Annotated in this window: 12 protein-coding genes; 6 read left to right on the top strand and 6 right to left on the bottom strand. The window is 46.1% G+C overall.

Going from position 1 to position 15,739, the window contains the following annotated elements:
• Positions 1-45: 45 nt before the first annotated feature.
• Entirely contained in the window at positions 46-3,495 is a 3,450-nt protein-coding gene (gene mfd, locus GOL65_RS04245) for a transcription-repair coupling factor (RefSeq protein WP_140920866.1), read from the bottom strand.
• 419 nt (positions 3,496-3,914) lie between these two features.
• Here mfd and lolC point away from each other — a divergent pair, with 419 nt between their 5' ends.
• The 6 genes from lolC (at position 3,915) to GOL65_RS04215 (ending at position 9,450) form a co-directional block, all read left to right on the top strand.
• On the top strand, positions 3,915-5,117 hold the full coding sequence (gene lolC / locus GOL65_RS04240; RefSeq protein ID WP_140920865.1) for a lipoprotein-releasing ABC transporter permease subunit LolC: 1,203 nt from the start codon (positions 3,915-3,917) through the stop codon (positions 5,115-5,117).
• Positions 5,110-5,814, top strand: coding sequence for a lipoprotein-releasing ABC transporter ATP-binding protein LolD (lolD, locus tag GOL65_RS04235; protein WP_140920864.1), 705 nt, complete (start codon positions 5,110-5,112; stop codon positions 5,812-5,814). Before lolC ends, lolD begins: the two co-directional genes overlap by 8 nt.
• Positions 5,814-7,067 (top strand): lipoprotein-releasing ABC transporter permease subunit LolE, encoded by a 1,254-nt coding sequence (gene lolE / locus GOL65_RS04230; protein ID WP_140920863.1) that lies wholly within the window; start codon positions 5,814-5,816, stop codon positions 7,065-7,067. Before lolD ends, lolE begins: the two co-directional genes overlap by 1 nt.
• 32 nt (positions 7,068-7,099) lie before the next feature.
• Positions 7,100-8,011, top strand: coding sequence for an N-acetylglucosamine kinase (gene nagK / locus GOL65_RS04225; RefSeq protein WP_140920862.1), 912 nt, complete (start codon positions 7,100-7,102; stop codon positions 8,009-8,011).
• 28 nt (positions 8,012-8,039) lie between these two features.
• Positions 8,040-8,888, top strand: coding sequence for a Sir2 family NAD+-dependent deacetylase (gene cobB, locus GOL65_RS04220; RefSeq protein WP_140920861.1), 849 nt, complete (start codon positions 8,040-8,042; stop codon positions 8,886-8,888).
• A 109-nt stretch (positions 8,889-8,997) separates the two neighbouring features.
• A complete protein-coding gene (locus GOL65_RS04215) occupies positions 8,998-9,450 on the top strand; it encodes a GNAT family N-acetyltransferase (protein WP_140920860.1) in 453 nt (150 codons plus the stop codon).
• Between the two features lie 557 nt (positions 9,451-10,007).
• Here the strand turns inward: GOL65_RS04215 and GOL65_RS04210 are convergent.
• The 5 genes from GOL65_RS04210 to potA all read right to left on the bottom strand — a co-directional run bounded on the left by GOL65_RS04210 (position 10,008) and on the right by potA (position 15,439).
• Positions 10,008-11,249, bottom strand: a complete 1,242-nt coding sequence (locus GOL65_RS04210) for a Zn-dependent hydrolase (RefSeq protein ID WP_140920859.1) — start codon at positions 11,247-11,249, stop codon at positions 10,008-10,010.
• Between the two features lie 335 nt (positions 11,250-11,584).
• Positions 11,585-12,625 carry a spermidine/putrescine ABC transporter substrate-binding protein PotD gene (gene potD / locus GOL65_RS04205; protein WP_140920858.1) on the bottom strand — a complete coding sequence of 347 codons (1,041 nt, stop codon included), beginning with the start codon at positions 12,623-12,625 and terminating at the stop codon, positions 11,585-11,587.
• A 66-nt stretch (positions 12,626-12,691) separates the two neighbouring features.
• Positions 12,692-13,468, bottom strand: a complete 777-nt coding sequence (potC, locus tag GOL65_RS04200; protein ID WP_130591107.1) for a spermidine/putrescine ABC transporter permease PotC — start codon at positions 13,466-13,468, stop codon at positions 12,692-12,694.
• Positions 13,465-14,340 (bottom strand): spermidine/putrescine ABC transporter permease PotB, encoded by an 876-nt coding sequence (gene potB / locus GOL65_RS04195; RefSeq protein ID WP_140920857.1) that lies wholly within the window; start codon positions 14,338-14,340, stop codon positions 13,465-13,467. The genes potC and potB overlap by 4 nt, the downstream gene beginning before the upstream one ends.
• On the bottom strand, positions 14,324-15,439 hold the full coding sequence (potA, locus tag GOL65_RS04190; RefSeq protein WP_140920856.1) for a spermidine/putrescine ABC transporter ATP-binding protein PotA: 1,116 nt from the start codon (positions 15,437-15,439) through the stop codon (positions 14,324-14,326). Before potA ends, potB begins: the two co-directional genes overlap by 17 nt.
• Positions 15,440-15,739: the final 300 nt, after the last annotated feature.

Below are 15,739 nucleotides of genomic sequence, written 5' to 3'. Positions count from 1 at the left end.
TAGCTGAATTCCCCTTTAAATTAACGCATTATCAGAGCTGATTAATTAAGATGCCAACCGATGTTGTTCAAAATTCCCCAGTAATTCACTGATAAACGTTAACCGCTTTATTCTGTCGGTTAGATCGATATTAAACTTCAGTTTAGTTGGACCATCCAGACGGTAGCGCTGTGGTTGTTTCTGCAACAGACCAATCAGATAGCTTGGGTCAACATGGTTGCGTTCACTGAATTCGATAAATCCACCTTTTTCATTTCCTTCAATGCGCTTAATTCCGAGTTTCTTAGCACGTTGGCGTATGGCGGCGGTTTGTAGCAAGTTACGGGTTGCATCGGGCAACAGACCGAAACGATCAATCAGTTCGATTTTCAGTTCGTCCAGATCGTCTTCGGTCATTGCACTGGCAATGCGTTTGTAGAATGACAGGCGAGTATTCACGTCCGGCATATAATCATCTGGTAACAGAGCAGGGACGCGTAATTCCACATCGGTCTGGCTTTGTGTCAGATCTTCTAATGATGGCTCACGGCCATCTTTCAGAGCATCTACTGCACTTTCCAGTAATTCCATATACAGAGAGAAACCGATAGTGGTGATTTGGCCGCTTTGATCTTCTCCCAGTAGCTCTCCGGCACCACGGATCTCCAGATCGTGGGTCGCTAAGGCAAAACCGGCACCCAGATCTTCCAGTGATGCAACGGCTTCAAGACGTTTAACCGCATCAGTAGTCATCACTTTTGGATGTGGTGTTAACAGATAGGCGTAAGCCTGATGATGAGAACGACCCACACGTCCACGTAACTGATGAAGCTGCGCCAGTCCAAAACGGTCGGCACGTTCAATAATGATGGTATTGGCATTTGGAATATCAATACCAGTTTCAATAATGGTGGTACATACCAGAACGTTAAAACGTTGGTGATGGAAGTCGGACATCACTCGTTCCAGGTCTCGTTCATGCATTTGGCCGTGACCAATGGTGATACGGGCTTCTGGCACTAGCTGAGTCAGATGTTCCGCGGCTTTATTAATACTGGCTACGTCATTGTAGAGATAATAGACCTGTCCACCACGTAACACTTCTCGCAAAATAGCTTCACGAATAATCAGGTCATCATATTCACGGACAAAGGTTTTTACCGCTAAACGACGAGCTGGTGGGGTGGCGATAATAGACAGATCGCGCATACCGCTCATGGCCATATTTAAGGTGCGGGGAATCGGAGTGGCGGTCAATGTCAGAATATCCACGTCGGCCCGCATAGCTTTAATACGCTCTTTCTGGCGTACACCAAAGCGGTGCTCTTCATCAACAATTAATAAGCCTAAATCTTTCCAGCGCAGATCGTTTTGAAGTAATTTGTGGGTACCAATCAGAATATCAATTTTACCTTCGACGGCAGCCTCTAAAATTTGCTGCTGCTCTTTAGCCGTTCTGAAGCGCGACATCACTTCAATGCGAACAGGCCAGTTGGCAAAGCGATCGCGAAAGTTATCGTAATGCTGTTGAGCTAATAGTGTCGTTGGTACCAGAATAGCAACTTGCTTATTATTCATAACCGCAAGGAATGCGGCCCGCATTGCGACTTCGGTTTTACCAAAGCCAACATCACCACACACCAGACGGTCCATGGCATTAGCTCGACACATATCCCCTAATACTGCGCCAATAGCATTGATTTGATCTGGCGTTGGCTCATAAGGGAATGATTCGCAGAATTGCTGATACTGTTCGCGATCCTGTTTGAAGGCAAATCCCGGTTTAGCTTCCCGACGGGCATAAATATCCAGAAGTTCTGCCGCAACATCACGTACTTTTTCTGCCGCTTTTTGTCGCGCTTTACTCCAGGCTTCACCACCCAACTTATGCAACGGTGCATTTTCTTCAGCACCACCAGAATAACGACTGATCAGATGTAAAGAAGAGACCGGAACATACAGCTTGTCTTCACCGGCATAAGTCAGAATCAAATATTCAGCTTTTATCCCGCCAGCTTCTAATGTAGTCAGCCCAGCGTAACGGCCAACACCGTGCTCAAGATGAACTACCGGTTGACCCGGACGAAGTTCCGCCAGATTACGCACCAGCGTATCGGTATTGATTGTCCGGCGATTATCCTGACGGCGAGTCATAATGCGTTCGCCTAACAGGTCGCTTTCACATATGACGGCAAGCTGATTGTTATTATCAAGGAAACCGTGTTCACAGCCTCCAATCATCAGATACTGTCCCGGCTGTTGCGCCTGAGTTAGTTCATCAATTAACACCGGACGTAACTTAATACGTGCTAACAGCTCTTGTAGTGTTTCTCTACGGCCTTCACTTTCCACTGAGAACACCACTTGCCCTTGGAAAGACTCAATAAAGCGACGCAGATTATCTAATGGCGATTTATTCTGATGCTGAACGGCAATATCCGGCAACGGCTGATAGTCCAGATTCAGGCTGCCCGCTTTTTTACTAACGCTTTCATGGTCAAGCTGAATACGCGGCCACTGTTTTAATTCAGCAAATAGCTGGTCAACGCGTAGCCACAGATTCTCTGGTGGCAAAAGAGGGCGCATTGGATCGACGCGGCGGTTATCAAAACGCTGAGAAGCATCAGCCCAGAAACGTTCAGCGGCCTGTTCGATATTTCCCAGACTGATTAACAGAGTGTTGTCAGGTAAATAGCTAAACAGAGCTGGAAGAGGTTGGCTAAAGAACAGCGGTTGCCAGTACTCGATACCGGCAGGCCAGACACCTTTAGAGACCTGTTGATAGACATGCTCCGGGTCACGTCGTACTTCAAATTGCTCACGCCACTGGCTACGGAATAACTCAATCGCATTCTTATCCGTTGGGAACTCGTGGGCTGGCAGGAGATTAATATGCTCCACTTCGTTCAGGGTGCGCTGAGTATCTACATCAAACAGGCGAATACTGTCGATTTCATCATCAAAAAAGTCCAGACGGTAAGGTTCTTCGCTTCCCATAGGGAAGAGGTCCAGCAGGGCGCCACGGGTAGCAAATTCACCGTGTTCCAGTACCTGATCGACCGAGCGATAACCCGCCTGTTCCAGTTGAGAACGCAAATTATCCCGCGATAAACGATCGCCTTTTTTCGCCACCAGCGCGTGCCCCATCAAAAACGCATGAGGGCAAACTTTTTGCATCAGGGTGTTAACCGGCAGAATCATCACGCCATCTTGCATCTGCGGTAGTTGATAAAGGCTGGAAAGGCGTGAAGAGACTATTTCCTGATGGGGAGAGAAACTGTCATAAGGCAGTGTTTCCCAATCCGGCAGTGCCGTCACAGGCTTACGGGTAAACTGGCGCAGTTCATCGTTAACTCGCAGAGCCTGCTGCATATCCGCAGTAATTAACAGAACCGGACCAGAATGCCGGTTAATAATTTCAGCACTGATAACCGCAATGGAAGAACCGTATAAATGACCGATCTGACGCAGATCACCCGGGCGCTCTGGTAACGTAAAACGATGTTGAAGGGACATTCTGTAATAAAATCTCTTTATCTGGTCGGTAACTAAACCTGTAGGGACGGGCATTGAATGCGCAATCCCATACCAATCTGGCTGAGTGAATGTAACGCTGTGCATCATGGCACAGGTCATGGTGCATTCTATTTTAATCTAATCTATGGGGTGTTGTCCGGTGAAATCAGATTTAAATCTGTGTAAAGGTTAGGGTAACGGGGATTTTTCCATTGGTATATCAATGATAAAATGCGCCCGGAAGAAATATCGGCAGATAAGCGCTTAAAGGTTCCATAAAGTGCCATCAGCCTTTATTATCCCTGAGCGATAATGCAATGAAAGCGTTTCGTCATAATACGATGATTTTTATTACTGGCTGACTGACTTACCGGGAACACTTACAGGTGAGCGTCCATAAAAAGAGTAAATAGATCTTAATGTATCAACCCGTTGCGTTATTTATAGGTCTGCGCTACATGCGTGGAAGAGCGACAGACCGGTTTAGCCAGTTTGTATCCTGGTTATCCACCATCGGTATTACTCTCGGTGTGATGGCGTTGATTACCGTATTATCGGTAATGAATGGCTTTGAACAGGAACTGGAAAAGAATATTTTAGGGCTGATGCCACAGGCGTTAGTCACCACCAAACAGGGGAATATCAATCCTCAGGAACATCCAATAACCCAACTATCATCGCTGCCGGGTGTCACACGCATTGTTCCGTTAACTACGGGTGATGTCATTTTACAAAGCGCCAAAGGGCTCTCTGTTGGCGTCATGCTGGGGATAAATAAAGAAGACAATGACCCACTGGCGGGTGCGGTATACGGCGCTCACGTTTCTCAGTTGGAACCGGGCAGCTATCGGGTAATTCTTGGTGAGAAACTGGCGGAACAGTTGGGTATCAAGCTGGGCGATCAAATCAGAGTTATGGTAACCGGAGCCAGCCAGTTTACGCCAATGGGGCGAATTCCCAGCCAACGCTTATTTACGGTTATTGGTACTTTTGCTGCCGGTAGCGAAGTTGATGCCAGTGAGTTGTTGGTGAATCAACAGGATGCTTCTCGTTTGATGCGTTATGCGGCTGGTAATATCAGCGGCTGGCGTCTATATATGCAAAAACCACTGGATGTAGTTTCTCTTAGCCAACAACCATTGCCGGAAGGACTGGTGATGAAAGACTGGCGGGAGCGTAAAGGCGAACTGTTCCAGGCAGTACGGATGGAAAAAAACATGATGGGGCTGTTGATTGGCCTGATTATCGCCGTAGCTGCTTTTAATATTGTTACTTCTCTTAGTCTGTTGGTGATGGAGAAACAAGGGGAAGTCGCTATCCTGAAAACTCAGGGGCTTAAACGTCGACATATTATGAGTGTCTTTATGGTTCAGGGGGCTACCGCAGGCATCATTGGTGCACTGTCAGGCTCATTATTGGGCGTTCTTCTCGCCGGTAACCTGAATGTACTCATGCCGTTTATTGGGCGTTCTCTGTCCGGGGCGGGTCTGCCGGTGGTTATCAATTATTCTCAGGTGATTATTATTGCGCTGTTCTCTATGGGACTGGCGCTGCTTTCCACGCTTTATCCTTCCTGGCGGGCTGCCGCCGTACAACCCGCAGAGGCATTACGCTATGAATAAATCTTTGTTACTGCAATGTATAGACCTTTGCAAAACCTATCAGGAAGGCAAATTAAAAACCGAAGTGTTGAAAGATGTTACTTTTTCAATGGCTCCCGGTGAATTAATGGCTATTGTCGGTAGTTCTGGCTCGGGTAAAAGTACGTTATTACATCTGCTTGGTGGATTAGATGCGCCAACCTCAGGAGATGTGATTTTTAAAGGTCGTTCTTTGAGTTCTATGAGTTCAACCGCCAAAGCAGAACTGCGTAATACACAGTTAGGATTCATCTATCAGTTCCACCATCTATTGCCAGATTTTACCGCGTTAGAAAATGCAGCAATGCCACTAATGATTGGTCAGGTTAAACCTTCCGAAGCAGAAGATCGTGCCAGAGCAATGCTGGCTGCTGTTGGGCTGGAAAAACGTGCGGCACATCGCCCGTCAGAACTCTCTGGTGGAGAGCGTCAGCGGGTAGCGATCGCTCGTGCACTGGTCAATAATCCTGCGCTGGTACTGGCGGATGAACCTACCGGTAACCTTGACCAACGCACCGCAGACAGTATTTTCGAACTGTTAGGAAACCTGAATCGTCAACAGGGTACGGCATTTCTGGTAGTCACTCATGACTTAAAACTGGCCCGTCGCCTCGATCGTCAGCTTGAAATGCGTGATGGCCACCTGAGTCAGCAGTCAATGATGCTGGAGGCTGAGTAATGTCTGCTGCACCGCTGTCGTTAAAAATTGCACTTCGTTTTAGCCGTGGCCGCCGCCGTAGTGGAATGGTATCACTGATATCCATTATTTCGACTATTGGTATTGCGCTGGGTGTAGCGGTACTGATTATTGGCCTGAGCGCTATGAACGGTTTTGAACGTGAGCTGAAGAACCGCATTCTGGCAGTCGTTCCCCATGGTGAAATTGAGGCCGTCGATCAACCATTTAATGACTGGCCTGCTGCATTAAAACAGGTTGAACAGACGGATGGTGTGGCTGCGGCAGCGCCTTTTATTTCATTTACCGGTCTGGTTGAAAGCGGTACTCAACTGCGAGCTATCCAGGTTCGTGGTGTTCAACCGGATCAGGAAGAGAAACTGAGCGCCTTACCGCAGTTCGTACAAGACAATGCCTGGAAAGAGTTTAGATCTGGTGAGCAGCAACTGATTCTGGGCAAAGGCATTGCCGACGAACTCAATGTAAAGCAAGGTGATTGGGTGACGGTTATGATCCCAAGCAGCGACCCAAGCGGTGAAATGAAGATCGGTCAGCCGCAGCGCATTCGCTTGCATATTGTGGGAATTTTACAGTTGAGTGGAATGCTCGACCATAGCTTTGGTATGGTGCCACTGAGCGATGCTCAGCAATATCTGGAGATGGGAAATAGTGTCACCGGTATCGCATTTAAAGCGAATGATGTTTTCACCGCTAATGTGGTCTCTAAGCGTGCGGTAGAAGCGACGGGTAAATATGCCTATTATCGTAGCTGGATTTCAACCTATGGCTATATGTACCGCGATATTCAACTGGTACGCAGCATCATGTATCTGGCGATGATTCTGGTGATTGGTGTTGCCTGTTTTAACATTGTTTCAACGCTGGTGATGGCAGTAAAAGATAAAAGTTCAGATATTGCGGTATTGAGAACGCTGGGAGCGAAAGACCGACTGATTCGTTCGGTGTTTATCTGGTACGGCTTAATGGCGGGTCTGATTGGTAGTATCAGTGGTGTGGTAGTGGGAGTGATCGTATCCATGCAGCTCACTAATATTATTAAGATAATAGAAAACATGATTGGGCATCATTTTTTATCCGGCGGCGTCTATTTTATTGATTTTCTACCGTCTGAACTGCATTTGCTTGATGTGGTTAGTGTACTGGTAACGTCGATTATCCTGAGCCTGATTGCCAGTTGGTATCCAGCCAGACGAGCAAGCCGTATCGATCCTGCGCGTGTGCTGAGCGGACAGTAATAGATCACCTGATAAGTGAGAAGGGAAGAGATATGTACTACGGCTTTGATATGGGCGGTACCAAAATAGAGTTCGGTGCTTTTGATGAACAACATCACCGTCTGATTCAAAAACGGGTTCCTACTCCTCGTGATGACTACCCGGCATTATTGAAAGTATTATCAGAGCTGGTTCTTGAAGCCGATAGCCAATTAGGATGTCAGGGTAAAGTAGGGATCGGTATTCCCGGCATGCCCGATGGAGAAACCGGAAAACTGTTTACCGCTAATGTTCCAGCCGCGATGGGTAAGCCATTAGCTGCGGATCTGGCTGCCTTAATTCAGCGTCCGGTACGAATTGATAACGATGCTAACTGTTTTGCCCTGTCAGAAGCCTGGGATGGTGAGTTTCGTCAATACGCCAGCGTATTAGGTATTATTCTGGGAACTGGTGTTGGCGGCGGTATTGTTATTAACGGAAAAACTTTTAGCGGTCGTCACTATATCGCTGGTGAGTTTGGGCATCTGAGATTGCCGGTTGATGCGCTGGAAGTGCTGGGTAGAGATATACCTCGGGTAGCCTGCGGTTGTGGTCATGCCGGTTGTATCGAAAACTATATTTCAGGTCGGGGATTTGAATGGGTGTATCAGCATTTCTTCGGTGAAAAATTGCCGGCTCAACAAATTATCCAGCACTACCGGGCGGGAGAAGCAAAAGCAGTTGAACATGTTGAGCGTTTCTTAGATTTACTGGCGGTTTGTCTGGCCAATATATTTACCGTTCTCGATCCACACTTAGTGGTGATTGGCGGTGGATTATCTAACTTTGATGAGATGTATCCTTTGTTACCAGAGCGAATTAAGCCACACTTATTAAGCGTGGCAAAAGTACCTCGTATCGAAAAAGCCCGCTGGGGCGATTCTGGCGGTGTTCGTGGTGCCGCATTTTTAAATTTATTGGATTAAATCCGGGTAATAAAAGGAGTTTGTAGCAATGCGAGTTCATCGCCGTTTGTTTCGTTCAAGAGTGAAACATATACGACATCAGCGCCATCGTATGCGTTATTACCACAGCGTGCTATGTTTCGCCTGTGAAGAGGTGAAAGCCAGCCAAAATCCATCGGTAGTGGTATTAACCGGTGCCGGTATTTCAGCTGAATCCGGCATACGTACTTTCCGTGCATCAGATGGATTATGGGAAGAGCATCGCATTGAGGATGTTGCGACTCCGGAAGGTTTTATTGCCAATCCAGAACTTGTGCAAAAATTCTATAATGCCCGCCGCCGCCAATTACTTAATCCTGAAATACAACCTAATGAAGCACACAAAGCGCTGGCGAAACTGGAAGACGTTCTGGGCAATAATTTTCTGCTAATTACGCAAAACGTCGATAACTTACATGAACGCGCTGGTAATATGCGAATTATTCATATGCATGGTGAGCTAATGAAAGTTCGTTGTACTAAATCAGGCAAGGTTAGCGAGTGGAAAGGGGATTTGTCGGTTAACGATCTCTGTGACTGTTGTCAGCCTCCGCAACCGATGCGTCCGCATATTGTCTGGTTTGGTGAAATGCCATTTGAAATGGATAAAATCAATCAGGCGATTGCTGAAGCAGATTATTTTATTGCCATTGGCACTTCAGGACATGTGTATCCTGCCGCTGGATTTGTACGTAGTGCCCGTTTATATGGCGCCCATACCGTAGAATTGAATCTGGAAGAGAGCCAGGTTGGCAGTAGCTTTACGGAAAAACACTATGGATTAGCCAGTGAAGTGGTACCGAAATATATCCAGGATACTTTTTTAAATACTATCGCGACTGATTGTGTAAAGAAGTAATGACAGCAGGTGGTTAATAAATGAGGGATTGTTTATTAACCATTAAACCCTAATTATTTGATATACCCGATCATCTTTAACTAAAAAACAATTACAAAGGCCATATAAGATGAACAATAATCTGATATTTCCGGTTACTGCAGCAGAGTATCCGGAAGTTACCGAACTATGGGAACGCTCTGTCAGAGCCACTCATGATTTTTTATCAGAAGAAGATATCCTGTTCTTTCGCCCGCTAATATTGAATGAATTTCTGCCAATGGTAACGCTGTTTTGCACCAAAACTACAGGGGGCCAGATCAGCGGATTTATTGGTATAGCAGAAGATAAAATCGAAATGCTGTTTATCGATCCGGACTGTCGTGGTAAGGGATTGGGTAAACGACTATTAAACTATGCTATTGCTCAGAAACATATCACCCAGGTAGATGTAAACGAACAAAACCCACAGGCCGTTGGTTTCTATCTTAATTGTGGGTTTGAGGTGGTGGCGCGATCTGAACGGGATGGTATGGGGAAGGCGTATCCGATATTGCAGTTGAGGTTGAAGGCAAGAAGTTAGGTATTCAGTCTAGTTCGAGGATGATGAATAGTTGAGTTCTGAGTCAGTTTCGCCCGCAAATAGAGTAGTGTCTTACCAAACTTTCATGCGGAGGTGCAGGAGGCGTCGCCTTAACGCCTCCTGCACCTCCGCGCCTTCGCACACGAATCCAGGTCGCTACGCGACTGCCTTCCTTCTTCGTTCGGGCTTACGCACCGGCGCAGAGCCGCTCCCGACGTCGCTGCGCCTCGGGCAACATCCCTGTTGGCCGTGCTACCCTCTCTCAGTCGTCAACTGAATTCCAGTGCTCTTAAAGGTCAACAGAAAAGGTCAAAATATTGTTTGATATTCAGGGCTATGCCCTGAATATCTGTTTGTGATTTTGTCTTTTGAACAAAGCGAATCGGAGGGAGAAATTTCCGTTGGGGTCGACTTGGCGTAAGCCAACGAAGTGCCCCTAGGGAATTTAGGCCCGACGCACTCTAAAGCTGAGTATCAGGCCCTTCCGGCCGAGCACAATGATAATGTATGCACATAATCTTTTACGGCCGGAATATCCCGGAATCTAACAGAACCTACTAAATATCCGCTAACTCCCCCATAGCCTGCCGCAGAATCTCCGCCGCCAGAATCACATCTTCAAACTCGCTATACTCATCCGGGTGGTGGCTCACACCTTCTTTTGAAGGAATAAACAGCATGCCTGCCGGGAAGTCTTGTGCCATATACATAGTGTCATGGCCCGCGCCACTCATCATAGTAACGTAAGGAACACTGTGCTCCTGACAAATACGCTCCAGACGTTGCACAATTTCATCTTTCATCAACACCGGCATATCATTCGCCAGCTCGGAAACATGAATCACCACATCCTGTGCCGCTTTAGCATGCTCTACAGATGAGAGGAACTTAGCCACAACGCGATTTACGCTGGCTTTATCAACGCCACGAATATCCACATAGAAGGTTACATCGCCGGGAATAACGTTAATCGCATTAGGCGTTACGTCAAGACGACCAACGGTGCCCACAGTGCCATAAGCTGATTCATAACAGGCTGCGGTATTTATATCAGTGATAATAGCGGCACTGGCCACTAACGCATCGTGACGCTGAGACATTGGTGTTGCGCCGGAATGGTCCGCATGGCCGTGAACCTCAACGCGATAGCGACATGGGGCAGCAATACCGTTAACTACACCGATACGCTTATGTTGATGCTCCAGCACTTTGCCTTGTTCAATATGAGTTTCGATAAAAGCATCGAAGTAATCTGCAGGCAGACGGCACTCATCCAGCTTCTGGCTTTGATAACCACAGTTATCTAACACCTGAAAAATATTATTACCTTCACTGTCGGTATTTTTTGCCCACTTATCAAAGTCGGCCTGACCTGCCATCACTTTGCTGGCCATACAGGCAAAGCCAAAACGACTGGACTCTTCTGCGCGGAAGATAACCAGCTCAAGGGAGCGTTTTAATTGTTGAGGTTTAAACTGGGAGATAGCATATAAGCCAGCAATAACGCCGATAACACCATCGTAAGCGCCGCCCTGAGGTACCGAGTCAATGTGGGAGCCAGTACCAATAGCCGGCAGCTCAGGATTTTTACCCGGCAGACGGGCAAAAATATTCCCCATCATATCCTGACGAACTTGCAGTCCCATTTGCTGCATTTTTTCGATCATCATTTTATGTGCCAGTTCATCTTCTTTTGAGTAGGCCAGACGGGTAATTCCGGGTGTTGAATCATTAACGCTGAAGGCAGTAATTTGCTCAAAAAGGTCGAGAGCGGATTGCTTTGTTAGTGTTTGAACCATTCCAGTTATCCTCTTGTCATCCTTAAATTTCAGGATGTTTAATATTGCGATGAGTGTTTATTCTTTATATCAGGAAACCATGAAATAAATAAACCCACGCATGTGAAACAATGTGATTAACGGTAACAATATGCCAGATCATCATAACAAGGGATAATTTAGACTTCAGTCTAATTCCCGCTTTGACTTGATATACATCATGTCCGCTTTAAATCGAGCAATAAGAAGAGACGAAATGAAAGGGTGGTAACCGATAAAAAAATACCGGAGAAGACGATATACGTTTTCTCCGGCAGCATTATTTAATCTGTGTTGCGGTAATAGCGTAACGTTTATCAACCGCCTGCTTTCAGATTCTGGAATAGTGTTTCATACAATAAACCAGACTCACCTACAGAACCTTGCCATTGACCATTTTTAAGGGTTTCGGCATCAGGATACAGTGACTTATCTTCAGTTAACGATTTAGGCAGCAGCTTTCTGGCTTCAATGTTTGGCGTTGGGTAACCAATCTCATTGGCAATTCTGGCTGCAACTTCAGGGCGCAGCAGATAATCGATTAACTTCAGCGCACCTTCAACGTTCTTGGCGTTTGATGGTATAGCCATACTATCCATCCAGAATATGGCACCTTCTTTAGGCCAGATAAACTGAAGGTGAACCCCTTCCTGACGGGCCATATATGAAGAACCATTCCACAACATACCGATATCAATATCCCCTTCGATATAAGGGTTTGCCGGAGCATCGGAGTTGAATACCACCACGTTAGGCATCAGCTTACGTAATTCTTCATAGGCTTGCTGAATTTGTTTAGGGTCAGTGGTATTAATGGAATAACCAAGTTTTTGCAAAGCAATTGGGAACACTTCACGAGCATCATCCAGAATCAGAATGCGATCTTTAAAGCGAGGTTCCCACAGGTCAGCCCAACTGGTAACGGTTTTCGGATCGATAACATCAGTATTCACCGCGATAGCCGTAGCACCCCAAGTGTAAGGGATAGACCATTCGTTGGTTGGGTCAAATGGTTTTGACTGTAACGCCGGGTCAATGTTTTTGAAGTTTTTTAGTTTGCTGGTATCAATCTTTTGAATCATGCCTTCATCACGCATACGAGCAACGAAATACGCTGAAGGCACAACTAAATCGTAAGCGCCATCTTTGTAGGTTTTCAGCTTGGTATACATGGTATCGATCGACTCAAATGATGAGTTGATTACTTTAATACCGGTTTCTTTGGTGAAATCATCCATTAATCCCGGTGGAACATATTCAGACCAGTTATAGAAATAAACGACATCTTTATCGGCCTGAGCAGTACCGATAGAGAGCAGCATGGCTCCTGCAGCCAGCAGATGAGACCACTTTTTCATTCAGCGTATCTCCTTAAAAGGGAGCGATTGGAGATTAAACGCCGGAGCAAGGCTCCGGCGATAAACTTATTTGGTATTGCGATCGCGCATAACCAGCTGGCTGGCCAGCACCATAATCAGTGAGAACACCAGCATAATGGTAGCTAGTGCATTCACCTCTGGAGACATACCTACTTTTACCATTGAGTAAATCTTCAACGGTAGAATTTCATAGGATGGTCCGGTTACAAAGGAGGAGACCACAACGTCATCCATCGATAGCGTAAAACTCAGCAACCAACCGGCTACCACTGCGGGCATAGCTATAGGTAACACGATTTTGCGCATGATGGTGAACTCTGTAGCACCCAGATCGCGAGCCGCTTCTAACATTCTGACATCAAAACCTTTCAGACGAGAGTAAACGGTAATTACCACGAAAGGCAGACAGAAGGTGATATGCGCCAGCATCAATGACCAGAAACCCAGAGATAACCCCAACAGCATATACAGTGCCAACAGCGAAATAGCCATTACGATATCCGGAGACATCATCACCACAAACAGCATACCGCTGACAAAGTGTTTACCACGGAACTGATAGCGATATAACGCCACTGCCGTTAATGAGCCTATCAGTGTGGCAAAGGTGGCAGAGAATGTTGCAATCACCACCGAGTGACCCGCAGCCTGTAACAGGCTGTCGTTGTTCATCAGGATTTCATACCACTGGGTAGTAAATCCTTTCCAGGTCACGCCATACTTTGCGGAGTTAAACGAGTTAACGATCAGAATACCGATCGGAATATACAAAAAGGCATAAACGGCGGTCATAAAGCCGCCACGGAAAAGGCGTCCAATCATTCCAGTTCATCCTTCCGGTTAAGTAACTTAGCTACGCGGTAATAGAAATACAGCATCAGACCCATCAGGATGGTTAAGCTAATACTGGTTGCTGCACCGAATGGCCAGTCGCGCAATCTCAGGAACTGGTTTTTGATTACGTTACCGACGAGTAAGTTCTTCGCACCACCCAGCAGGTCTGCAATATAGAACATGCCCATCGCCGGTAGTAAAACCAGCAAACAACCGGCAATAATGCCTGGCATAGTTAATGGAATAATCACGCGTACAAAGGTTTGAACCTTTTTCGCACCCAGATCGCGGGCTGCCTCAATATAGGTTTTATCCAGTTTTTCAATGCTGGAATAGAGAGGAAGTACCATAAACGGTAGCAGAATGTATACCAGACCAATGATAACCGCTTCTTGTGAGTACATGATACGCAGCGGCTCATCGATTAAACCAATGCCTAACAGAATCTGGTTCAGGATACCTTTAGTACTGATAAAAATTTTCAGGCCATAGGTACGAATCAGTGAGTTAGTCCAGAATGGAATAATCAACAGGAATAGCATAATTGGCTGGGTACGTTTCGGCATGCTGGCAATGCAATAGGCAAACGGATAACCGATAATCAAACAGAAGAATGTCGCGATTAACGCCATATTTAGCGAGTGCAACATCACCTGCAGATACATCGGGTCGAACAGCCGACTATAATTGTCCAGACTAAATACCAGCGAGATGAGATTCGCATCGTCCCGGGTAAGGAAACTGGTTCCAATAATCATCAGGTTAGGTAAGAAAACAAACAGTACCAACCAGGATACGATGATTGCGATAGAAACCTGTTGAAACAGCTTACGCTGTGACGGTTTATTGTGCGAGTTCATCTGCCAGTACCACCTCCCAGCGTTCAACCCAGGTCACTGCGACTTTGTGGTCCAGTGAGTGATCGACATCAGGATCGTCTTCGTTGAAGAACTCACTGATCATCACCATTTTACCGCTTTCTAACTCAACGACAGATTCCAGCATCATTCCTTTGTAGTTGTGTTCGCGAATGTAGCCAACCAGGCCATCCACTTTTTCACCGTCTTTAACGGCCACAACTGCAAGGTCTTCAGGGCGAAGCAGAACTTTAACTTTATCCCCTGGCTGAACATCCAGATCGGTCAGAATACCGCACTCCCGACCTTCAACATTGGCCCAGACGCGTTTTTCATCAATACGGTTAATAATTACCGCATCAAATTCGTTAATTTCACCGATAAAGCGGGCAACGAACATATTTTTGGGCTCTTCGTAGATTTCTCGAGGAGTGCCATCTTGTTCGATTTGGCCATTGCGCATAACTACAATACGGTCAGACATGGTCAGGGCTTCTTCCTGATCGTGAGTAACGAACACGAAGGTAATACCCAGTTTACGCTGCAATGCTTGTAGTTCACTCTGCATCTGCTTACGCAGTTTGTAATCCAGCGCAGAAAGTGATTCATCCAGCAGTAAAACTTTTGGCTTATTCACTACGGCACGCGCAATAGCAACGCGCTGCTGCTGACCACCAGAAAGCTGATGTGGTTTACGCTGGGCATATGAGTCCAGTTGTACCATTTTCAGCGCTTCCATTACGCGAGGCGTAATTTGGTCTGCTGGCGTTTTTTGCATGCGCAAGCCAAAAGCGACGTTTTCAAAAATCGTCATATGAGGGAATAGCGCATAGCTCTGGAATACGGTATTCACATGCCGTTGTTCCGCAGACTGATGCGTAATATCCTGATTAGTCAGTAAAATACTCCCTTCATCGACGGTTTCTAAACCGGCAATCAGTCGTAATACTGTGGTTTTTCCGCAGCCGGAAGGGCCCAGGATAGTCAGGAATTCACCATCATTAATCGTTAAATTAAAGTGGTTAATGATGTCACGACCGTCGAATGCTTTACGTACGTTTTTAAGTTCGACAACTGGTAAAATAGAGGTGTTATCAGTCATTTAATTTAGTTACTCTATCCCGTGGATTGAGGCAGATAGAACCATCACTGGAAAAGACTGCATGGATAAACATTAAGTGTAGCGTAATTGACTTATTCCGCTTATTTCTGCCAATCCAAAACCAGTGACCCCATTCGATTTTTCGAGCGCGGATAATAGACCCTGACGTTAATAAATGAAAGCCTATTTAGGCAATTATTGTCTGTTTTTTTATCAGTAATTTTTTTAATGGTTAACAACGAGTTGCCGAAAAGAATAAATTGGCATTTGGATGTTATTTTTTTGCTGTCTATTTCCTTT

The sequence above is a fragment of the Limnobaculum xujianqingii genome (assembly GCF_013394855.1).
Classification (GTDB): Bacteria; Pseudomonadota; Gammaproteobacteria; order Enterobacterales; family Enterobacteriaceae; genus Limnobaculum; species Limnobaculum xujianqingii.
The sequence above is the reverse complement of the archived record's forward strand: the minus strand, read 5'-3'. Positions and strand labels throughout refer to the sequence as shown.

Bases quoted from the DNA above. Each gene is read 5' to 3' on its own strand.
- mfd (WP_140920866.1), bottom strand. From the start codon at position 3,495: ATGTCCCTTCAACATCGTTTTACGTTACCAGAGCGCCCGGGTGATCTG.
- lolC (WP_140920865.1), top strand. From the start codon at position 3,915: ATGTATCAACCCGTTGCGTTATTTATAGGTCTGCGCTACATGCGTGGA.
- lolD (WP_140920864.1), top strand. From the start codon at position 5,110: ATGAATAAATCTTTGTTACTGCAATGTATAGACCTTTGCAAAACCTAT.
- lolE (WP_140920863.1), top strand. From the start codon at position 5,814: ATGTCTGCTGCACCGCTGTCGTTAAAAATTGCACTTCGTTTTAGCCGT.
- nagK (WP_140920862.1), top strand. From the start codon at position 7,100: ATGTACTACGGCTTTGATATGGGCGGTACCAAAATAGAGTTCGGTGCT.
- cobB (WP_140920861.1), top strand. From the start codon at position 8,040: ATGCGAGTTCATCGCCGTTTGTTTCGTTCAAGAGTGAAACATATACGA.
- GOL65_RS04215 (WP_140920860.1), top strand. From the start codon at position 8,998: ATGAACAATAATCTGATATTTCCGGTTACTGCAGCAGAGTATCCGGAA.
- GOL65_RS04210 (WP_140920859.1), bottom strand. From the start codon at position 11,249: ATGGTTCAAACACTAACAAAGCAATCCGCTCTCGACCTTTTTGAGCAA.
- potD (WP_140920858.1), bottom strand. From the start codon at position 12,625: ATGAAAAAGTGGTCTCATCTGCTGGCTGCAGGAGCCATGCTGCTCTCT.
- potC (WP_130591107.1), bottom strand. From the start codon at position 13,468: ATGATTGGACGCCTTTTCCGTGGCGGCTTTATGACCGCCGTTTATGCC.
- potB (WP_140920857.1), bottom strand. From the start codon at position 14,340: ATGAACTCGCACAATAAACCGTCACAGCGTAAGCTGTTTCAACAGGTT.
- potA (WP_140920856.1), bottom strand. From the start codon at position 15,439: ATGACTGATAACACCTCTATTTTACCAGTTGTCGAACTTAAAAACGTA.